The 21,469-nt window shown below is 52.5% G+C and carries 14 protein-coding genes; 1 reads left to right on the forward strand and 13 read right to left on the reverse strand.

Annotated elements, in window-relative coordinates; all coding sequences use genetic code 11:
* Positions 1–66: 66 nt before the first annotated feature.
* The 10 genes from D7Z26_RS04850 to uxaC form a co-directional block, all read right to left on the reverse strand.
* Positions 67–942, reverse strand: coding sequence for a glycoside hydrolase family 43 protein (locus tag D7Z26_RS04850; RefSeq protein WP_120974925.1), 876 nt, complete (start codon positions 940–942; stop codon positions 67–69).
* A gap of 27 nt (positions 943–969) precedes the next feature.
* Positions 970–2,622 (reverse strand): MGH1-like glycoside hydrolase domain-containing protein, encoded by a 1,653-nt coding sequence (locus D7Z26_RS04855; protein ID WP_199731652.1) that lies wholly within the window; start codon positions 2,620–2,622, stop codon positions 970–972.
* 26 nt (positions 2,623–2,648) lie between these two features.
* Positions 2,649–4,271 carry a response regulator transcription factor gene (locus D7Z26_RS04860; protein WP_120974926.1) on the reverse strand — a complete coding sequence of 541 codons (1,623 nt, stop codon included), beginning with the start codon at positions 4,269–4,271 and terminating at the stop codon, positions 2,649–2,651.
* Positions 4,246–6,018, reverse strand: a complete 1,773-nt coding sequence (locus D7Z26_RS04865) for a cache domain-containing sensor histidine kinase (protein WP_120974927.1) — start codon at positions 6,016–6,018, stop codon at positions 4,246–4,248. The genes D7Z26_RS04860 and D7Z26_RS04865 overlap by 26 nt, the downstream gene beginning before the upstream one ends.
* A 40-nt stretch (positions 6,019–6,058) precedes the next feature.
* Complete coding sequence (locus D7Z26_RS04870) at positions 6,059–6,901, reverse strand: carbohydrate ABC transporter permease (protein WP_120974928.1); 843 nt, start codon at positions 6,899–6,901, stop codon at positions 6,059–6,061.
* Positions 6,902–6,904: 3 nt separating this feature from the next.
* Positions 6,905–7,795, reverse strand: a complete 891-nt coding sequence (locus D7Z26_RS04875) for a carbohydrate ABC transporter permease (RefSeq protein WP_120974929.1) — start codon at positions 7,793–7,795, stop codon at positions 6,905–6,907.
* Between the two features lie 75 nt (positions 7,796–7,870).
* Positions 7,871–9,205, reverse strand: a complete 1,335-nt coding sequence (locus D7Z26_RS04880; protein WP_158602192.1) for an ABC transporter substrate-binding protein — start codon at positions 9,203–9,205, stop codon at positions 7,871–7,873.
* A gap of 224 nt (positions 9,206–9,429) precedes the next feature.
* Positions 9,430–10,722: a Gfo/Idh/MocA family oxidoreductase gene (locus D7Z26_RS04885; protein ID WP_120974931.1), complete on the reverse strand. Its 1,293-nt coding sequence runs from the start codon at positions 10,720–10,722 to the stop codon at positions 9,430–9,432.
* Between the two features lie 69 nt (positions 10,723–10,791).
* Positions 10,792–12,312: a tagaturonate reductase gene (locus tag D7Z26_RS04890; protein WP_158602193.1), complete on the reverse strand. Its 1,521-nt coding sequence runs from the start codon at positions 12,310–12,312 to the stop codon at positions 10,792–10,794.
* On the reverse strand, positions 12,309–13,745 hold the full coding sequence (uxaC, locus tag D7Z26_RS04895) for a glucuronate isomerase (RefSeq protein WP_120974933.1): 1,437 nt from the start codon (positions 13,743–13,745) through the stop codon (positions 12,309–12,311). The genes D7Z26_RS04890 and uxaC overlap by 4 nt, the downstream gene beginning before the upstream one ends.
* A 123-nt stretch (positions 13,746–13,868) precedes the next feature.
* On the opposite strand from uxaC, the gene D7Z26_RS04900 reads away from it, so the two are divergent.
* Positions 13,869–14,723, forward strand: coding sequence for an AraC family transcriptional regulator (locus tag D7Z26_RS04900; RefSeq protein ID WP_120974934.1), 855 nt, complete (start codon positions 13,869–13,871; stop codon positions 14,721–14,723).
* Positions 14,724–14,787: 64 nt separating this feature from the next.
* On the opposite strand, the gene D7Z26_RS27675 is transcribed toward D7Z26_RS04900, so the two are convergent.
* The 3 genes from D7Z26_RS27675 to D7Z26_RS04925 all read right to left on the reverse strand — a co-directional run bounded on the left by D7Z26_RS27675 (position 14,788) and on the right by D7Z26_RS04925 (position 21,438).
* Positions 14,788–18,192, reverse strand: coding sequence for a fibronectin type III domain-containing protein (locus tag D7Z26_RS27675; protein WP_233566620.1), 3,405 nt, complete (start codon positions 18,190–18,192; stop codon positions 14,788–14,790).
* A gap of 439 nt (positions 18,193–18,631) precedes the next feature.
* Positions 18,632–19,513 (reverse strand): DUF6999 family protein, encoded by an 882-nt coding sequence (locus D7Z26_RS04920; protein ID WP_120974935.1) that lies wholly within the window; start codon positions 19,511–19,513, stop codon positions 18,632–18,634.
* A 32-nt stretch (positions 19,514–19,545) separates the two neighbouring features.
* A complete protein-coding gene (locus D7Z26_RS04925) occupies positions 19,546–21,438 on the reverse strand; it encodes a StlD/DarB family beta-ketosynthase (RefSeq protein WP_120974936.1) in 1,893 nt (630 codons plus the stop codon).
* Positions 21,439–21,469 lie beyond the last annotated feature (31 nt).

Below are 21,469 nucleotides of genomic sequence, written 5' to 3' on the forward strand. Positions count from 1 at the left end.
CCATGGAACGACAAAAAAGAAGCATCCTCGGAATCCTTCCGCAGGATGCTTCTTCTTTGTCTATCTTTACGATTCGATCGCGCTTATTCGTCCCTCTTTTTCCTCAAGCTCGATAAATAACGGACGCTCGTCCGGCGTATTGTTCGGAGAATGCAGCGCCAGCAATATCTTCCCTTCGAACGTGCGGAAGATCATGCCGTGACCTCCGTCGTTCTCGAAGATCGGCATCGACTCCTGAACCCACGGACCGAGAATGTTGCCCGACTCGGAGCGGGCGATCCCTTGCGCGTACCGCCCTTCCCTGAAGCTCGACCATAGCATTAGTAAATCGCCATTCTCGCAGACATACGCGTACGGTCCATCCGTTACGTATCCCGCGCCGCCCTTGACCGGATCTACCCAAGGCGCATCTTGCGCGGAGAACAGCAATATCGGCTCTCCGATCGCTCGATCCAATTCCGGAGACAGTCTCGAAGCGCAGACGGTTCCGTTCTTGATCTGCACCCATTCGTGGCAGAACACGATCCAAGGTTCACCTTCCGCGTCTACCCATAACGTACCGTCCAAGCATTCCCAATCTTTAGGCGTTACAGGCCCATCGCTATGAGGACGAAACGGCCCGAGCGGCTGGTCGGCAACGAGAATCTGCGTGCCTCTGCATACGCCGTCCGCCTTAAACGTGGCGAACATATAAAATTTGCCCAGATAGGCATGAACTTCCGGCGCCCAGTAATTCTTATCGGACCAGAAGTCCGGTTCCGGACGAAAAGCCGGAAAAGGTCCCTCCCAAGCAAGTAAATCCCGGCTTCGGTAAACGTCGAAGCCGATCCCTTTGCTCTTCCAGATATCGGGATCGGTCGAACCGTACAAATAATAGCAGTCTTCGTCTTCCCGCTTGAGCACGAAAGGGTCGCGCATCTGAATTTGTTCCAAGGTCAACATCGCATCGGCACTCCCTTTGATTATGAATTAGGCATACGCCGGAAGGACGATACCGGGAGAAGATTCGGTTTCGAAACGATCTCCGATCAACCGTAATGTCTCGTTGCCTTCGATCCGGAAAGGGATATCCCGATCGTCGAGCCGAATATTCCCTTCCAAAGGCCGGAAAGACATTCCGACCAGCTTGGTTAAAGTTCCCGAACGATCCGTCACGACGCGAACGCCGTAGGGAAACCCGCAAAGCAACCGTCCGTCCCGATAGATCGCGCATTCCTCGCGCGTATTGTGAAGCTCGTATTCGATACCGTCCACCCGACGGGCGTATGCCGTCTCGTCCGCCAATTTCGCGCCGTGGTCCAATGTCTGAGGAAGCAATCCGGTAAACCATAGCTCATCTTCCGGCGTCGGCACTATTCCGCACAGCCGCTCGATATAATCGAGCACGCCCAATATGGCCGGGGAGTACGTCTCGGTGTAACCTTCCTCCCCCGTCCACGGACTCAAGCATTGTCCGAATCTCTCCATCCGGGACATCGCGGAGACAATCGGCTGCAAAACCCAAGTCAGCTCGACGTGGCGCCCATGCCGTTCGAAGGCGTGCGGAGCGCGAATGAGACTGAGGAAGTTGACCGCGCCGCCCCACGTATTATAGCTCGTGAACGGGTCGAATCGCGGATCGTCCATGGCAATGGAGGTAAAAGGATACTTGGAGAAAAATTTGCGAGAATTCAACAAGTAACGTTCGAGCGACGACGCGAAAAACCGGTCATCTCCGACTTCGCAGGCAAGCACCCGCAGCATGACGTCCGTTTGAATGCGGTTGAACCTTCCGCCGCTATCCAAGTCGTAGAAAAACCCGTCCTCTTCGCAGAAACAATGCTCGATCAAGCTGCTCATGGACTGTTCCGCTTTATTTTTCCACTCCGAGCTCATCTCGCCCAGGCCGAGCTCTTCGGCCATTCTCGCTAAATATACGCGCCCGCAATAGACGCTGGCCGTCAAATCCGGCGCCAGAAACGGCAATGCCGGGTTGTTCGGATCGTAGCGCGACGGATCGTCCTGTTCCGGCGTATCCGGCACGTGCCAGAATCTCGGGGACAAGTCGTGCCCGGTATCGAACGCGCAGAAAGCTTCCACGCAGCCCGTCCCGCGCGTATCGCGATACTTCGCAAGCCACTCGTCGTAACCCGCCAGGGCGTCGTACATCTTTCTTAGGAAGACGCGGTCGCGCCCGTTCATCCGATAATGGTTCCACACGCTTCTCGCGGGAGGCGTGACTAACTGGATTTGCTTAAATACGGGACCGTTTCCGGTCACCTTGTACGGAATCAATCCGTCTTCCCTCTGAAGTTCGGCAAATCTTCCGAACGTCGTTTGCGCCGTTCCCGGACAAAACCTCGATAAGATTTCCGCGTTGATCGTCCCCGTGCTCTCCAGCCAGCAGCCGTCGTAAACTCCGCCTTCCTGCAAGATTAAACCGCCCTTGCCGTCCGGCTTTACGCAGTCCGCCAGCTTGCCGACCGCGTTGTAATACACGTTCTCCAAGCGATTCGGAGACGCGGCGAACTTAACTCCCGATCCGGCAAATTCCGCTTGCAAGGCTTGTCCGGCCTCGGTCGTACTTGGCGCAGCCTTTTCGCCGACATCCAAATCCCGCAATCTGTCCAACAATGTTCCCATGCGTGCCCGCTCCTTTGTCCGATCAATCAACGATCGTATTCGGACGGGCTGTATCCGGTAATCGATTTGAATACTTGGCTGAAATAAGTCGAGTTCTGAAAGCCTACTTTCTCGCTGATTTCATAGACCATGTATTTGCCCGTGCCGATCAATTCGATCGCCTTGCGGATTCGATATTTATTGAAATAAGTTACGAAAGGTTCGCCGGTAACCCGTTTGAACAGTTGGCTCAAATAGTTACGGTTCACGTGAAGATTCGCCGCGATTTTCTCCAACGAGATTTCCTCGTGGTAACATTTCTCGATGTACTCCGTGATGACCCGATCGACCAATGCATGGCTTTTTTTGCCGACTTGATCCTCTCGAATTTGAGCGATTGTCCGTGCGACCGTATCGTCCATCCACTCCAGCATTTGCCGAACGGAGCCGAAACGGTTCAATTGAAGCAACGACTCCTCCAAGCCGAAGCCAGGAGAATCCGATTGAGGATCGGACGCCATCGAGGAGGTCCACAGCGTGCTGACGATTCCGGAGCAAACTCCCTTACATACGGGAAAAGGCACGCCACCCCCCGTCATCCCGCTTCTCAACCGGCTCCAGAGTTCGATCGCATGCTGCCATTGCTTCTGGAAGATCGCGTCGTGCAGATGACGAACTTCGTCCATCGAAACGCTTTTCTCCGGCTCCGACGAATCGGAACCCGAATAGGCATACACGCGGTTCCAACCGTTCATTTCCGCGATTTCCACCGCGTTGCGGCTTTCCAAATAAGAATCCATCAAATGTTCGTACCCGTCTCTTACGGTGCCGAGCCCGGCCAGCACGGAAAGCTTCATATACTGAAGGATGTTGTCCAGCATTCCATCCGATAGCTCGAGGATGAATTTCTGCGAACACTCGCCTTGAACGGGGTCCCCCAGAAATACGACGACGAATTCTTGGTCCGAATACTCCAGCACCTCCGCTGTGAGGTGCGGAACGTCTCCCAAGCTCTCGCTCAGCATTTCGCGAATGATATTCCCCGTTCCGAATCGAAGCAGCTGCCAATCCCGTTCTTCCCTTCTAGCGGAAGCGTCGGGACGAACGAGACTAAGCGTCAATACCTGTACCGTCGACATTACCGGCAAACCCATAAAAGCGATACGCGTGCTTGGCAGCTCATCCATCCGGTAACTGGTCGATAACAAGTCGCGGAAAAACGCGTCCTTCATCGACCGCTGAACGATATCCTGCTGTTGCAAGTAACTCGCCAATAGCTCGTCGCGCTCGTGCGATTCGTTCAACAATTGCAACACTTCTCGCACGACGAACTCGATTTCCACGATGCTCGGCGGCTTGAGAAGGAAATGATGCACGCCCTTGGAGACGGCTTTCCTCGCGTTGGCCAAATCGTCGTAGCCGCTCAAGATCACGATAGGTACTCCCGGATCGATCGCGTGAATCTCCTCGGTTAACTGGAATCCGTCCATGACCGGCATATAAATATCGGTTATGACGAAGTCCGGCCGAAGCTCGCGATACTTTTCCAACCCGTCCGCGCCGTCCGCGGCCGTACCGACGATACGGACGCCCATATCTGTCCAAGGGATGTGCTTGAGCAGCCCGTTAATTACATATTCGTCGTCATCCACCAAAAGAATCGTATTCATGGGCAAAGCTCCTCGTCAGTAGTTCCATTTCCTCCTCGTGCCGAATAAGCGGCAATTTCACGATTACTTTCGTTCCTCCATGCTCCCGCGGAACGACGATCACGCCGTATTTCGGGCCGCAATAAAGGTGAATTCGGTCCATCACGTTGCGGATCCCGATTCCCCCCGTCTTCTGGACGTCGAAGCCTTCGGGCAATCCGCTTCCGTTATCTTCGATCGTTACGATCAATTGCCGGTCTCCTGCCTCTTCTTGGTGCGCCAAGCTTACCGTGATGACCGCTTTGTCGTCCCGGTTTCGGAAGCCGTGCATGACGGCATTCTCTAGAAAAGGTTGCAAGATGATCTTGGGAATGAAAGCGTCGAGTAAATCGCTGGGTACGCTATCCACGTATTCGATGCTGAAGTTTTGCCTGTATTCCTGAATCGCCATATAACAACGGGCATGGGCAAGCTCGTCCCGCACCGTAACGTACCAATTGTCGTTGCTGAGTCCGATCCGGAACAGCTTGGATAACTGCTGGACCATTTGGCTAATTTCCTGCGCATTATAATCCAAAGCTCTCCAATGAATCAAATCCAGCGTATTGTACAAAAAATGAGGTTTGATCTGGGCATGCAATAAGTGGATCTCCGCTTCCCTGCGATTGCGGTGCTCCTGGTTCAAACGGCCGATTAACGCCTTCAACCGGTCTACCATACGATTGAAATGCGTCGTGAGATAGAGATATTCCTGGATGTTGGACGCCTTCATCCGAACGTTGAAATCCCCTTTTTCGACCGTACGCATTCCTTCTACGATACCGTAAATGGGTGAAGTCAATTTTCGGGATAACCAGAGCGCCAACGGTATCGAAACGATGATGAGCGCGGATAACAATCCGATGATCAGCAACCGGATCTCTTTGCCGCTTTGCTTAAGCACGTCTTTGGAGATCAACTGCTGGAGCATCCAATATTGCGAGTTCGAGTCCGATTGAATGACGCTGAACTTCGTACCCGATACTTCCCGGGCGATATCTTCCGCTTGTTTCGGCGCTTCCATGCCCGGAGGCAATACGGAAGCGATATAATGCCCGCGGGAATCCATAACCACGTAGTACTCTTCTTTTCTATCGTCGACCGTGCCTTTGCTCAGAATTTCGAGCAGCTTAATGTCGGGAATATTGATCTTTACGACGCCGAGAATCTCTCCGCGGTTGCCGATGATCCGGTGAACGTAACTGACCATGCGAACCGCGGAACCGGAAGTCGGATACTCATGGGACTCGATCCAATACCCGTCCGCCTTCTCCATTCTTCCCAACCAGCCTTGCGCTTGGGCTTCGGCCATCGGATGCATGAATTCATCCTGAAACGTCGGGAACCCGATCAACCAATCGGTATACAATTCGATCGAAAACAATCCTTCTTTGACAGTAGCCAGCTTCCGGAACTCCTCGAAAAGTTGCCTACTCTTGAACACGAAATCGTACTCGCTGTCGGGCGCGGACGACAGGTATTGCTGAACCATCGTATTCGTCACGAGAAACTTGGCCGTATCCTGAATACCGGCCACGTAATTCGATAGCTTTCGGGACGTCTCGTCGAGCAATTCCTTCTTGGTCGTCCGGATTTCCCGATAAGCGATCTCCGAATAAGTCTCGTAATACACGATGCCCGAGATCAGCAAGAGCAAACTGCTGAATCCGATGAAACAAAGCACCATAAGCGTAAATAATTTAGTCGGGTATTTCGCTAGTTTCCGCATGGGGTCCAATCCTCTTCATAAATGATCGTATTTGACCATTTTAACCCTTCAAGCCGGTTGTCGCGATCCCTTGGGTAAAGTATTTCTGTCCGAGGAAGAAAATGATTAGGCTCGGAAGAATGGACAATACCGACATAGCGAATACCGCACCCCAGTTGGAGCTTCCGCTAGAGTCCAAGAATAGGCGCAAACCGAGCGGCACCGTGAATTTCTTTATATCGCTCAAATAGATCAGCTGGCCGAAGAAATCGTCCCAAGTCCCCATGAACGTAAAAATAGCGGCCGTAATGAGCGCGGGGAAACTAAGCGGTAAAATAATCCGGAAAAACAAGGTAAACCAACCGCATCCGTCTATTTTCGCGCTCTCGTCAAGTTCCTTAGGAATGCCCCGGATAAACTGAACGATCAAGAATACGAAAAACGCGTCTCCGACGAATTTCGGAGCGATGAGCGGGAGGAACGTATCCACCCATCCGATTTTGTGGAACATGATATATTGCGGAATGAGCGTCACGTGTCCGGGAAGCATGATCGTACCCAACATCAGCGCGAAAAACAAATTTCTCAGCGGAAATTGGATCCGGGCAAAAGCAAATGCGGCCATGGACGAACTGATAACGGTTCCGATAACGGCAACCAAACATAAATAGATCGAATTCAGGAAAAATCGCCCGAATTGGATGTTGCGCAATCCGAACCAACCCTTCGAATAATGCTGAAAAGTAAACTCCGTGGGCCATAAGCTTTTCGACGTAAAGATTTCCGTCGTCGGCTTCACCGAGCTGCTGAGCAGCCAGAACACGGGATAAAGCATGATGAGCCCGCATCCGAGCACTAGCGCATGAAAGACGACGGAACGAAACATTTTGCCGTTAATAACCATCGTTTAGTCCCTCCCATCCGAATAATACACCCAGTAGCGGGATGTCAGGAACATAACCCCCGTGACGGCGGCAACGATGATCAGCAACAGCCACGCCATCGCCGAAGCATAACCCATGTCAAGGAAAGTGAAGCCTTTGATATACAAGTATAAGGAATAGAGTAACGTCGAGTTGATCGGACCGCCCGAGCCTCCGCTGATAATGAAAGCTTTGGTAAACGTTTGGAACGACTGTATCAACGTAATTGTCAAATTGAAGAAAATAACGGGCGTGAGCAAAGGCATGGTGATCCGCGCGAATTTCCGGAAGATCCCGGCTCCGTCTACGGTCGCCGCCTCGTACAGCTCTTGGGGAATCTGCTTGAGTCCGGCCAAGAAAATGATCATGACCGATCCGAATTGCCATACCGATAAGCCGATCAACGAATAAATCGCATACCTCGGATCCGCGATCCAGTTAGGACCCTCGATTCCGAAAAACCCGATAGCTTGGTTGAATATTCCCTCTTTATCGAAAACTTGTTTCCAGAGAACGGAAATCGCCACGCTTCCTCCGAGCAAGGAGGGAATGTAGTAGATCGTCCTATAGAGACCGAGAAACTTCATGCCCTGATTAAGCAGCATGGCTAATCCTAGCGCGAAAGCCAGGCGGAAAGGCACGGAAAGCAATACGTATTTGAACGTCACTTTAATCGAATCGCCAAGACGGTAATCGTCGGTAAACATCGCTTTATAGTTGTCTAGACCTATCCATTTCGGTGCCGTCAGCAAGTCATACTTCGTGAAGGACAAATATAACGATGCAATGATCGGGCTTAAATAAAGGAAAACAAATCCGATCAACCATGGCAACAGAAACAAATACCCGGCCGCGTAGGTTTTGTATTTCTGCATTTGATTAGCTCCTTATCTTTGGGAAAGGGAGCCGCGAAGGCTCCCCGTTATCCCGCTTTCTCTTGATGTGAACGTTTATTGCGCTTTTGCTTTGAGGAGCAGTTTGTCCACTTCCGTCATGAATTCGTCAACTGCAGAATCGATCGACTTGGCTTTGAACGCGATTTTCTCGCTCGTCACTTGCAGCAGCTTCGTAAATTCGTTATCTAGCGGGAATTGTTGATAAACTACCGGCGGAGCCGTGTCGCTGACCAACGAAATGTAATCGTACAGCACTTTGTCGACTGGAGTGGATTGCGCGGCTAACGTGTCGCGAATCTTGCCGGACGGAGGCACGCCTCTCGTGCTGCCCAAAATAACTCCGGCTTCCGGATCGTTCACGAAGAAGTTAATGAACTTGGCGACTTCTTCCGGATGTTCCGTGCCTTCGTACGCCGTGAGATACTGACCCGAGATCGGCTGAACCATTCCGCTTCCAGCGGGGCCGTTCGGGAACAAGGCTAGAGCCAGACGGTCTTGCGTAAGTTCTTGGAAACCGAAAATCTGGGAAGCTGACGCACCTTGAATCGCGACTTGACCATTAACGAGCAAGGATTTGTCGACAGCCGTCGGCGGGTTGGCGACTTGAACGTCCGCCGGTACGATGGCTCCGGCTTTGCGCAACTCGTCCCAAATCGCGAACCAGCCTACGATGTCTTGTTTCTCGAAACGGCGATCTCCGTCGCGGTATAATTCTTTGCCCACGCCGCCTAGATAAGAGGCTAGCGTTGCTACGTCGCTGGAAAGATCATACGAGCCGTAATGGCCTTTGCCTAACTTCGCGGCAATTTCGATGGCGCTCGATTTGAAATCTTCATAAGTCCATTGATCCGTCGGAAGCGCTACGCCGGCTTTCTCGAACATGCTTGCGTTGTAGAGCAAGGAGGACGAGCTTACGCCCAGCGTAACTCCGTACAATTTATCGTTAAACGTGGCCGATTTCACTAAACCTTCGTTAAAATCGTCCAAGTTCAGAATGCCGCCTACATAAGGCTTCAGATCAAGCAAAGCGTTTTTATCAACGTATTCCTTGATATTGCCGCCCATCTGGATCAAATCGGGCGCGTTGCCTGCCGCGATCTGGGTATTCAGCTTGTCCATGTATCCGTCGAATCCGGAATATTCTCCCGTAATCGTAATGCCGGGATTTTTCTGTTCGAATAGCTCGATCGCTTTTTGCGTTCTCTCGTGTCTCTCGTCGGAGCCCCACCACGACATACGAAGCTCTACTTTTTTGCCCGCCGGCGCCGATGCGTTTCCGGCCGGTTGCGAAGCCGAATCGGTTCCAGCATCGTTATTGCCTTTGGAACAAGCGGAAAGGAGTAAGACTGCGGAAAGCATGGACGCAGTAATTGCTTTTCTGTTTAACATGAATCTGACCCTCCTTGAAGTTGACTGCTTTTCCATTGTAGAAGAGGCGTGCGACAAAGGACATAAAGAAAAGTAAGAGAAACGTTAACAAAAATCAGATATTGCCTCGGCATGGCGATAATTTGTCCGCGTCGGCGTAAACCGAAACCCTCCCTGCGCGGTAGCGAGGGAGGGTTTCGGTCATGCTTGATCGTATAATAGTTCGCAGAGCTTTAGCTTAACGTTCAATCGTGAAACTTCACCAAGTCGGCAACCTTGACCGGCATGCCCGTACGGATCGAGCGATTGGCCGCGATGCCGGTCAAGATCGACCGTGCACCGTCTACGTGATTGGCCTTGCGTTGATAAGGATCTTCGATCGGCGTACCGAAAATGTCGTTCAACAGAACCGGATCGCCGCCGCCGTGACCGCCCTCGCCTTCCTCCAGTTCGATCTCTACCGGAGGTTCCCACATCGGGAAGAGAATGATGCGTTTATCCTTGAGCGCTCCCTCCAGCGCTTTATCGCCGCCGGAATTCACGTAGGACTGTTCCACGATCGTCATTTCCAGACGCCCTTTAGTCCCGTTGAAAGCGATCCGATACCCTTCCCAAGGCATGTACGCGTTCAAAGAATACGTCAGAATCGCTTTGTTGCGATATTTAACGATAACGCCCATCGTGTCCTCAATGCTGATGCCGTCTCCGAATACGCTTTGGTCGCGGCGATATCCATCCTCTTGCTCGGCATTCAAATACATCTCTTTAAGATGCTCGTTCTCGTCCAAATGCAACGCGAACGGATCGTCTTTGGCGAGAGGATTACCCGTGGCCCGTTCGTAGAAATCCGTGACTCCCCGTTGTTCCGCGTTTTCCTTTCCGTAGAAAAGCAAGTCGCCGTAAGCGAATACTTCCTCCGGCTGCGAGCCGATCCAATAATTGACCAGGTCGAAATGATGCGTCGACTTGTGCACGAGAAGTCCGCCGCCATTGCGCTTATCGCGATGCCACCTGCGGAAATAGTCGGCTCCGTGCATCGTGTTGAGCAGCCATTCGAAATGGACCGAGGTCACTTGGCCGATCGCCCCTTGCATGATCAATTCCCTGGCTTTCGTATGATGCGGAGCGTAACGATAGTTAAACGTTACCCGTACTTCCCGCCCCGTCCGATCTACCGCGTCGAGAATTTCCTGGCATTTGTTCTCGTCCACCGTCATCGGTTTCTCCGTAATGACGTCGCAGCCGAGTTCCATCGCGCGAATAATATAAGTATGGTGCGTGCGGTCGACGCTCGTTACGATGACCGCGTCCGGCTTTTCTTTTTCGATCATGAGATCGAATTCGTTCGCCCGGTAAGTGTTGACGCGTGGATAGTCGTATTTCTCCTCCAGCAGCTTGTTCGCATAGTTCATTCTCGTTTGATTCGTATCGCAGATCGCGGTCAACTCCGACGTTTCCTTGAATTGCGAAGCGATCGCGCCGTAGAAAAACTCCGCTCTGCCTCCTGCTCCGACCAATACGTATTTTTTTCTAGCCATGTTAAGCTCTCCTCTTTATTTGGAATGAATTAATGAATGCATGATTACCTTATTGCAATACCGTTTCCTTCAACGGCTAGACTTCTCCCACTTAGCGAAGTGTCCGGAGACCTTGTCGGCCAACCCCGGCAATTCCGTCAAGTCTTCGCCCCATAACTCGGTTAGCGCTAGAATACGTCTCGCACTATCTTTGGCGCCATCACCGTCTCCGGTAGTGGGCGATTGCCAAGTTTTCCGGATGAGATCGAGAAGTAGCGGATCGTCGCGCGTCTGCAATGGGGTCCCTTTCTGCGATTGATTGTCGTCCGACTCGGAATGAGGTTCCGGGAGACACAATCGAATCATCGACGCGAGCGACTCCGCGAGAATCGGAGGCGTCTTCCCCGTAGCGCCGATGTACGCCTTCACGGAAGGAAGTAGTCGTACCTTCCATTTGGCGATGCCGTTCATCGCGATATCCGCCAAACGGTGACGAATGTACGGATTGCGGAAACGCTCCAGCGTTTCGTTCGCGTATGCCAGCAACTCGCCGCGGTCGAGCGGTATTCCAGGCAGGATTTCATCGAACAGCCCTTGTATGAATTTGGGTCCCCATGCCGGATGCTCGAGAGCCTCCCGCACTTCCCGCAGACCGTTCATCAGGCCTATTGTAGCCATTAGGGTGTGCGTACCGTTCAAAATGCGAACTTTACGCATCCGGAAAGGGGTCAAATCGTCCACCCAACGGACGTTTAAGCCTGCCGTCTCCAACGGCAGACGTTCCTCTAGTTCGCGCCCCGCTTGGATCGCCCAGAGATAATAGGGCTCGGACGTCACGAGCAGCGGGTCGGCATAACCCCATTCCGAGAATAACCCCTCCGCCTCTTCGGCGGGGAATCCGGTTACGATCCGGTCGACCAGCGTATTGAGAAAACGATTGGATTCGCGAACCCAGCTTTTGAAAGCATCCGGTAAACGCCAATCATCCGCATGTCGGAGCACCGTCTCCAACAGCCTATCCCCATTTTGCTCGATCAGTTCGCAGGGAAGGTGAATCAATCCTTTGCCCGGATCCCCCGAGAATCGTTCGAATCTGCGATACAGGAACGCAGTCAGCTTGCCCGGAAACGAGGAGACGGGTTCGCGTGGATTCCATTCCGAATGCCGGTAGGCGATTCCCGCTTCCGTCGTATTCGAGATGACGAACTCCAATTCCGGTCCTTCGGCCAGCTCCAGGAAAGACTCCCATTCCCCGTACGGATCGATCATTCTCGATAACACGGTCACGGTCTCTTTTTCTTCCAGTCGCTGCCCTTCCCTCAATCCGCGTACCAACAAAGTATAGATTCCGTTCTGGGCTTTAAGCTGATCCAGCTTCGTCTTGCCGGACGGCCGCGGTTGAGTCACGGCTACGGCGCCGTTAAACAGTTGTTTGCGATTGCAGGTTTCCAGCATCCAATCCGCGAACCCTCTCAGGAAGTTGCCTTCTCCGAATTGCAATACTTTGACGGGCAACTCCCCCGAACGGCGAAATCGAGCAAGGCCGTCGGGTTGGAGAATATCCGGACCGATGAGCGGCAAAGTCTCCGAAGCAGTCGCTTCCGGCTTCATTTCGCACTTCCTTCGGCTGATCCGGAACCGAATCTGAAATAACGTTCCGCGTTTCGGTAACCGATATCTTGCACGATACCGCCAAGCCACGCGAGATCGTGCGGAGCTTCGCCCCGCTCTACCCATTCGCCGAGCATGTTGCATAATATTCTTCTGAAATATTCGTGCCTCGTGAAAGAGAGGAAACTGCGAGAGTCCGTTAGCATCCCGACGAATCGGCCAAGCAATCCCATATTGGCAAGCGAAGTCATCTGAGAGACCATGCCGTCTTTCGTATCGTTAAACCACCAAGCGGAGCCGAGCTGGATTTTCCCGGGGATACCGCCCCCTTGGAACGAGCCGATAATGGAAGCGAGCACGTCGTTGTCCTTCGGATTCAGGGAGTACAAAATCGTGCGCGGCAACGCTCCTTCTCTGTCCCAAGCGTCTAGCAAACCGACGATCGCTCCCGCCAGCCGTCCGTCGCCGATCGAATCGTAGCCGGTATCCGGTCCGAGTGCCGCGAACATGCGCCCGTTATTGTTACGGCTTGCATGGAGGTGTAATTGCATGGCCCATTCCCGCTGGGAATACCACCTTCCGAGCTGAAGCAACGTTGCCGTCTTATAGCCGTTCTCCTCTTCTTTGCTTACGCGTTCCCCTTTGAGCGCTTTAGCGAAGATCGCGGACGCTTCTTCTAGCGTTGCAGGCGCGTAAGGAACTTCGTCCAACGCGTGATCCGAGATGCGACATCCCCGCTCGTGGAAATACGAGATTCGGGATTCTAACGCTTCCAACAACGCTCCGTAATCGCCGATCGGCGAACCTATCGCTTCTTCCATTCGGCGAATCCAAGGAAGAAAGGTGCCTTGGCCGATATTCAGCGCTTTGTCGGGACGGAACGAAGGCAACACGAGGGTATCGAAGCCCTCGTCTGACCGAATCGCTTCATGGTGCTCGAGAGAGTCGGCCGGATCGTCTGTCGTACAGATAACGGCTACGTTATTGTTGCGAATCAGGTCGCGAACGGAATAACCTTCCCCGTCGAAGCAGGCTTTTGTTTTGTCCCAGATGATCCGGGCGTTTCCTTCGTGAATCAAATCATCGACACCGAACATTCGGCGTAGCTCCAGATGCGACCAATGGTAGAGCGGATTGCCAATGGCAGCGGGCACCGTACGCGTCCAAGCGAGAAAACGGTCGTAGTCTTCCGCTCCCTGTCCGCCCGTCACGTATTTTTCCTCTACTCCATTAGCTCGCATAGCCCTCCATTTGTAATGGTCGCCATATAACCAAGCTTCCGTCAAATTCGCGAATCTTTTGTTCTCGGCGATCTCCCGGGGATCCAAGTGGCAATGATAGTCGATAATCGGCAAACCGGCGGCATAATCGTGATAGAGCCGGATCGCGGTGTCGTTATGCAACAAGAAATGTTCGTCCATGAATGGCTTCATAAGCTTAGCAAGGCCTCCTAGAGCTTAAATATGAACTTATCATAGGACAATTTATATCCGTTGTATTGCTCTTTTTTGTTATAATGGCATGAAGTATGATCTTTTTTGCTCTGAGGTGACGAGATGATAGCCAAGGATACCATTACCGTCGATTACGGTCACGAAGAGGGCGATTTTTATTTGCACCAAGTCATGCGCTCGAGTCCGTTCGATCAAGATAACCATTATCACGGTACTTACGAAATTTACTACCTACTGTCGGGAAGACGCCATTATTTCATTAAGGATTCCGCTTATTCGGTCGCTGCCGGAGATCTCGTTTTCATCAACAAATACGACGTTCACAAAACTTCCGTGCTCGGATCTCCTCAACATGAACGAATCGTCATGAACTTCAGCGACGACTTTCTCGGCTCCGGCCATCCTCTCTTCATGCCCGAACTGCTGCGAATATTCAGTCGGGAAAACCATTTGTACCGCTTGAAGCCCCAAGCGCAATGGTTCGTCGAAGACTTGTTCCGCAAGTTGGCGGAAGAGTCCCAACGCCAAGAAGACGGATTCGAATTATCGATCCGCCTACTTGTTACGCAGTTGCTATTGTTCGCCTCGCGAATGAAGGAAAACGACTTCCCGGTTACCGAAGACCCGCTCAGTCCGACGCATCGCAGAATCGCAGAAGTGGTTAAGTTCATCAACGCGCATTACGCGGACAAACTTCCGCTTGCGGAGTTGTCCGAACGCTTCGGAATGAGTCCATCCTATTTAAGCCGCACGTTCAAGAAAGTAACCGGCTTCACCGTCGTGGGTTACCAGAACTTGACGCGCGTGCGCGAAGCGCAGTCCCTATTGGCCCATTCGGACGCCAAAGTTGCGGATATCGCCGATCGTGTCGGCTTCGAACAATTCGCCCATTTCAATCGGACGTTCAAGAAGATTACGGGAACGAACCCTACCCGTTACAGGAAGTGGAACGTCTAAGTTCGAGGACTGGATAAGGGAAGAACCCGCCTTGCGAGGGCGGGTTCTTCTTTTCGATTCAGGCTTAACTCGTGAACAATCGGCCCGTAGGAACGATCTGCTTCGCCTGCGATGCGCTCGACCAGGAAAGCTGAGCGTGCGCGTTGCCACCAAGCTCGATGTATTCCATTTTGATATCGTACTTCTCGCCGGCGGTAAGGGAAATCGTCGCGCTGAGTTCGCCGTTCATGGCCACCCAGTTGCTGATCAATAACTGACCGTTTACCCATAGGCGCACTCCGTCATCCGTATGCGTATAGAAAGTGTATGTCTCTGTATATTGAGACTGTACCTTGCCTGTCCACCGCGCAGAGAACCATTCCCCCGGAACGTCTGGTGTAGGCCGGTCGCCGCCCCAATCGAAGTCAATGGTCGCATCGATGCGACTTAATGCCAGCGTTCCGAAATCTCCGGAATAATAAGTACCGTTAAGTCCGTTCGAAGGCGTTGTCGCTGCGTCCGTCGTCAAGTTAAGTGCATTGCTTGCAGCCGATACGTTTCCTGCCTCATCTTTCGCCTTAACCGTGAACGTATACGCGGTACTAGCAGATAAGCCGTTAACCGTGAAAGTCGTCGCACCCGTCGTGGATCCGGCTAAATTCGTTCCGTTATAAATGTCGTAACCCGTTACTCCGACATTATCCGTCGAAGCGGTCCAAGAGAGGTTCACGCTGCTGCTCGTTTTGGATGGCGAAATCAGTCCCGTAGGCGCGGTCGGCGCTTGCGTATCGGTACTCGCATTCGTCGTCACATTAAGCGAGCCGCTGGCTGCCGATACGTTGCCGGCCGCGTCTTTCGCCTTAACCGTGAACGTATAGACCGTGTTAGCCGTAAGGCCGCTTACCGTGAAGGTCGTCGCGCCAGTCGTCGAGCCGGCCAACGCGCCTCCTTTATAGATGTCATATCCTGTTACTCCTACATTATCCGTCGACGCAGTCCAGCTTAAGTTGACGCTTGTAGAAGTCTTCGATGGCGAAGTCAAATTCGTCGGCGCGGTAGGTGCTTGAGTATCGCCGCCTCCCGCTAAGTTGACGTCGCAGGTTTTGTATTGGCCGACGGCCGGGTCGGTTCCGAAAGCATTATTCGAGCACATGACGGAATTCGTGAAAGTTCCGTACGCGTAGCTGCTCGTCACGCCGTAACGCACTTGTTTGGTGCCCGTGAAAGAACACAGGTTGTTCTCGCCCGCGCAATTGGTCCAGTTCGCAGCAGGATCCGTCGTCACGGTCACCGCGTTGCTGGCGGCCGACAAGTTATTCGAGGCATCCTTCGCTTTGACCGTGTAAGTATACGCCGTATTGGCCGACAAGCCGGTTAACGTAGCGGAAGTGGCGTTCGCTCCCGTTGTCGTACCTGCCAACGTAGTACCGTTATAAATGTTATAACCGGTTACGCCGACGTTGTCCGTAGATGCCGACCAAGACAGGCTTATGCTCGTGTCGGTCTTTGCCGGAGAGATCAAGTTGGAAGGTGCCGTCGGAGCTTGCGTATCGCCCGCGTCCGTCGTTACGTTCAACGTATTGCTAGCAGCGGAAACGTTACCTGCGGCGTCTTTTGCTTTGACCGTAAAACTGTACGCCGTGCTTGGCGTTAGGCTGGTGACGGTGAACGTCGTTGCGTTGGCCCCGGACGTAGATCCTGCCAGCGTGCCGTTCTTATACACATCATAGCCGATTACGGCGACGTTGTCCGTCGATGCCGCCCAAGATAAATTTACCGTCACGTTCGACTTCGATGAAGCAATCAGGTTTGTCGGAGCGGTAGGCGCCGTCGTATCCGGCGGTCCCGTGAATACGGTGATCGACTGTTCCTTTACGCTCGCTCGTCCGCCGTTGTCCCATACGCCCAGTATGACTTTGTAGGTCCCGGCCTTCAAGTACGTATACGTCGGACTTGCGGTAGTAACCGGAATACCTTCGCCAAGATCCCAAAGCGTTTCCACGATCGTGCCGTTGTCGGTCGACGTGTTCGTGAAAGTGACCGGCTGGCCAAGTTGCACCGTGAGCGGCGCCGTGAAGTTCGCGACCGGTTTGGGATCGCTGAATCCGCGGCTCGTCAGCTGCGTGTTCGTGCCGTTGCCGCTAACCGTATTCCCGCTCCACTCCAAGTTCGCCGCGGAGGAAGGATACTGGTCGATGGAAGGGCCGCCGTTGCCGGTGATCGTGTTATTAACGAAGCTAAGGCTGTCGGTACCGCTAGCTGTCGTGATCTCGATCGCTTTACGGCCGTTATTGAGAATTTGGTTGCTATCGAAGATGATGTTCTTCGTATCGCCGTGAATCCGAACGGCGTTGCCGTCGTAACCCGGATAAGCCGCGGCAGGATTGCCCGATGCTCCGTTCTTCCAAGTGTTTTTGTAGAAGTATTGATATTGTTCGGTGAAACCAGTTCCTGCCCCTTGTAGTTGCATGCCCCACATGACGATATTCTGGACTGTATTATAGTTCCATAGTTGATACCCCGTGCCGGGCGACTGTTGCATGCCGACTTGTTGGCCTCCATCGACTAAGTTGCCCGACGTAATGCCATGGTCGACCATGACTTCGAGGCCCATGTTGCCTACGGAGCCGTCGTTTGCTTTTACGATATTGTTCCGTACGGCAATGTATTTGGATCGAACCGCGCTAATCCAGTGATCGACGTTGTTATTCTCGACCAGAGAGTAATCGACATTGGTGTGAAGCTCTATTCCGAGACCTTCCATTTTCTTGCCCGTGCCGGTAATCGTATTGCCGCGAACGATCGCGTATGGACTATCGTCGTTAACGAATATACCGCCTCGTCCGGTATTGCTGATCGTGTTGTTCTCGATCAAGACATGGCTTGATCCCCAACCGGCTCGAACACCTGCGCCCCAATCGGAATTAATGCCGCTATTGTTGACGATATTGTCGGAAATTTCGAGGTTCGTGGATCCGATAGCGTAGAGCGCGAACGGACCGAAACCCGCCGAGGCAGCCAAATCCTTGACCCTGAGATGACGCATTTTGTTGCCGTTTCCCGATTCAGACGTTACGGCGGACAATAAAACCGTGCTACCGTTACCGTCGAGCGTCATATCCGATACTTCCGCGTTGTTTACGTTATGAAGGTAGAAGAACATAGTCGATGCCGAACCCGAAGTCATTTTCACGGTCGTCGAATCGCGTCCGGCGCCCGCGATCTTAACGCCGGACTTGCCGTTGACGTTCGCGGACAAATAATACGTTCCCGCCGGGAGCAATACCGTGTCGCCGACCGCCGCCGAGTTAACGGCGTTCTGAATGGCCGTCAAATCGTCCGTCGTATCGCTTCCATTCGCCCCGAAAGCGGTTACATTAATCGTCGCGGCAAATGCCGTAGTTGCCGGAATGACCGGCAAAATAACCGATAGCGCGCAGAATAGGCTAAGCACCTTCATTTTCAGCTTTCCAGTGGCTTTTAATTTCATCGTCATAGTTCCCTCGCTTCTTTTTGTTGTTTGCGCTGCATGTTTCGCCAATTGCCAATCATACATCGACTCTAATAAAACTCGTGAATTGAAACCACCCGCCTCCTCTCAACTTCATCCTGACACACCGCTTTTCGCCGCGTAAACTGTAACAAATTCGAAAAACCGTACAATAAGACTGTCATAAATGCGAAATCCTACACTCCCAACACCCGTTGCCCCAATTAAAATCCAAAATTGATAGAATGTTTACAGTAAAGAAATAAAAAAAGACCCGCAAGGGGTCTTTTGATTGTCGGGAAAGTGATGACACGAAGCTGAATCGACGAAAATCCGAAAAATATTGCTGAAAAATATAACTACAGCTGGTACATTCTTCGAAACCGGTCACGATACGATGAAACACCGTAAGATCAGCCAAATTAATCGTTGTTTCGATCTATTCCGACTTCCCCATCTCCAATTTCTTCTGAACGAGCATCGCATGAAGCTGTTCGGTGGCTAACCCGTGAAGAACGAGCCGGTAACCGGCTTGCAGCGTATGCATGGGAACCATCGGGTGTTTGTTGTTGACGAGCGCCAGCCGCTGAGGTTCGTTGACGATCGTCGATGCGTATATGCCGATAATCTCGTCCAACTGCAAGGAATTGGATGCCCGCCAGAAGTCGTTGTCCGTGAGGAACATCTGGTAGATGGGCGTAAAACATTCGATAGCCGTCAACAAATCGATCTTGTTCGTCCATCGACGAGGCATCCGCTCGATCGGTTGCGGGCCAATCGTGATCGCGTCCATGTTCGGCTTTTCCAGATGGGAAATGGTCAGATCTTTGCTTTGCAGCTCTTTGTTCAGGTTGATGATAAAGTTGTAAATATTAATATCGTGAATGAGGAATAAATCATCCTTCACCGCTTCCAAATTGTAAGGACGCAACGGGTTGAGCTTCACGTCGGCACCGGGCACGTTGTCGCGGATGAATTGAAGGATTTCCGAGCCGAGCGTGAAATGCCTAAGAATCATCGTGTTCGCTTCCGGGCTGACGAACGTTTTTAAGCCACGATATAATATTCGGTGCAATAACTTCGATGAGGCAAAAGCATTCGGCAACGCGGTTCGGATCAACTTGATCAGTATGATGGACAAACGGGCAAAAGGGCGAAGCAAAGGAAGTAAAAATTGCCTGGACTTCGTCGACGAATCTTTGAGGAACGCCGCTTTGGCCGACTCGTCGAACGGAATGCTCCGATCCAGGAAAATCGCAAGGAACGGGTTGGGATCCTTCGGATTATGTTCCATGTCATAGAAGTATTCAGGCGTGCTCATAAGACTTGCCGACCTCCTTCCTTGAACGCTGCCTACTCATTTTCAAGTTCCTCGAGCTGCAAGAGGTATAGTCTGGCCGTTACTTTGGCGGTTTTGACGACGCTCCGGGCGATCTCCTCCGTTAACATCTCCGATCGTATCCCCTTTTCCAGCCTCTCGAAATGATTCACGTCGCTTTCGCTATGGTAGAGCAGGAACGACACTTTCTCGTCAGGCAGCCTTAATTGGTCCCGGATAAGTTCGCCCCAATGCCGAGCCATCCGACAGCCGAGTCCTTCGATGATCCACATCGCGCCGAGCAAGTCGAATGGATTTTCCCGGCTTGCCCGTTGGAACATGTAGGCGGATAACGCCTCGCTTCCGATATTTTTCGAACCGGATTGAATACGTTCCTTCGTCCCCCCGATCGCGAGATAGTCTCGCTCCAGAATCTGATAATCCTTGTGTTCGTCGCTCGCGTGGGCGATAAAAGCCGAACGAAGGTCGATTCGGTCGATCGAGATGTTGGAAGCCGCCCGCGCGATCCATTGCGAGCCGTCCACCACCTGCTGCCGGAGATTAAACAGAAGTCGCTTGTAGTCCTCTAACGTAAACCTGCCACGGTTCAGCTTCTCGATGAGCGGTACATGGTTTAACCGGTTCTCGAAATCCAACCAAACCTGCACGAGCTGGCGGACAAGCCATTCCTGCAGCGAATTCGCCTCGTCGTAGGCTAATGCCGGAGCTTTCGGCTGCCTGATTGCCGCCGCATGCGCTCTATGGCCAGTGTCCGATCCGCCTCGAACGACCGTTAAATACATGAACGTAGTCAGGAACCTGCCGCTTTCCGGTACCATGCAGAGGATTTTCTCGTTTTCCTTTAGCCGCCCTCCGTTCAGCAGCTCCTCAAGCAGGATGAAAATCGATGCGGATCCGGTATTTCCTTTCTCATAGAGATTCGTGAACCACTTCTCTTCCGGAATAGATGCGCCTCCCAGCTCAAGCAACCGAAAAACTTCGTCCCGGAAAAAATGCGAGGAATAGTGGCAAGCCATCCAATCGACGTCCGATGCTTTCACTTTCCCTTCGTCCACTAGCTTAAAGAAGTCGTTCACGCCGAGCTTGGGCATCTCTTTCACGAGACGGATATCCTGCTTCATATTAATCGCGCCGTCGTCTGCGGCTTCCTGGTAAGTCGCGTAATCCAGCCAAGATTTCTCTATCGGCTCGCCGACTTCCTTGTTCGCGCCGGCATACATGCAAGTCTCGTATTGATTGGCATAAGACTTGATCTCGATCCACTCGATACGAAGGGATAGCCCGTTCGGCGCCGGCTTATCTTGAATAAGGAAAGCGCCCGCACCGTCCGATAGCATGAAGCGAAGGAAGTCCGTGTCGAAAGGCAAGGCTCCTCTCTCCTGCCACGCCCGTTGGCTCTCGTAGCGGCTGCTTTTGAAAATCCGGCTCGGGAATTCGCTGGCGCATGCGATCGCGTTTTTCTTGCCTCCCGCTTTAATCTGTAGGAACGCCGACTGAATCGCCGCGACGCCGCTTCCGCATACACCGTGAAGGCTTGCGATTTCCATCGCCGGCAGCTTCGCTTCCGCTTGCACCATGCTGGAGAAGCCCGGAATAATGACGTCGCCATGCGTGGTGGCGGTGGACAAATAGTCGATGTCCTCTGCGTTAACGCCGGAATGGCCGATCGCGTCGCGAATGGCTAACGCGGCCATCTGCGTATTGCTATACGTAGTATTCTGCCCGCGATCGATCGCGTAATGCCGAGTCTTGATCCCGTTCTCCCTTAAAATTCTCGTTTTCGTTCTCGAAGGTTTGCCCCCAACATAACCGAGGTATTCCTCCATCTCGTCGTTCCCGATCGGTTCTCCCGGGAGGAACGCCCCTGCCGCCGTAATGTATGCTTGCTTGCAGCTTTCTTCCGACATTTCAACCCTTCCTCTCACCCTCGATGATTTG

The organism is Cohnella endophytica (assembly GCF_003628305.1).
In the GTDB taxonomy this organism is placed as follows: Bacteria; Bacillota; Bacilli; order Paenibacillales; family Paenibacillaceae; genus Cohnella; species Cohnella endophytica.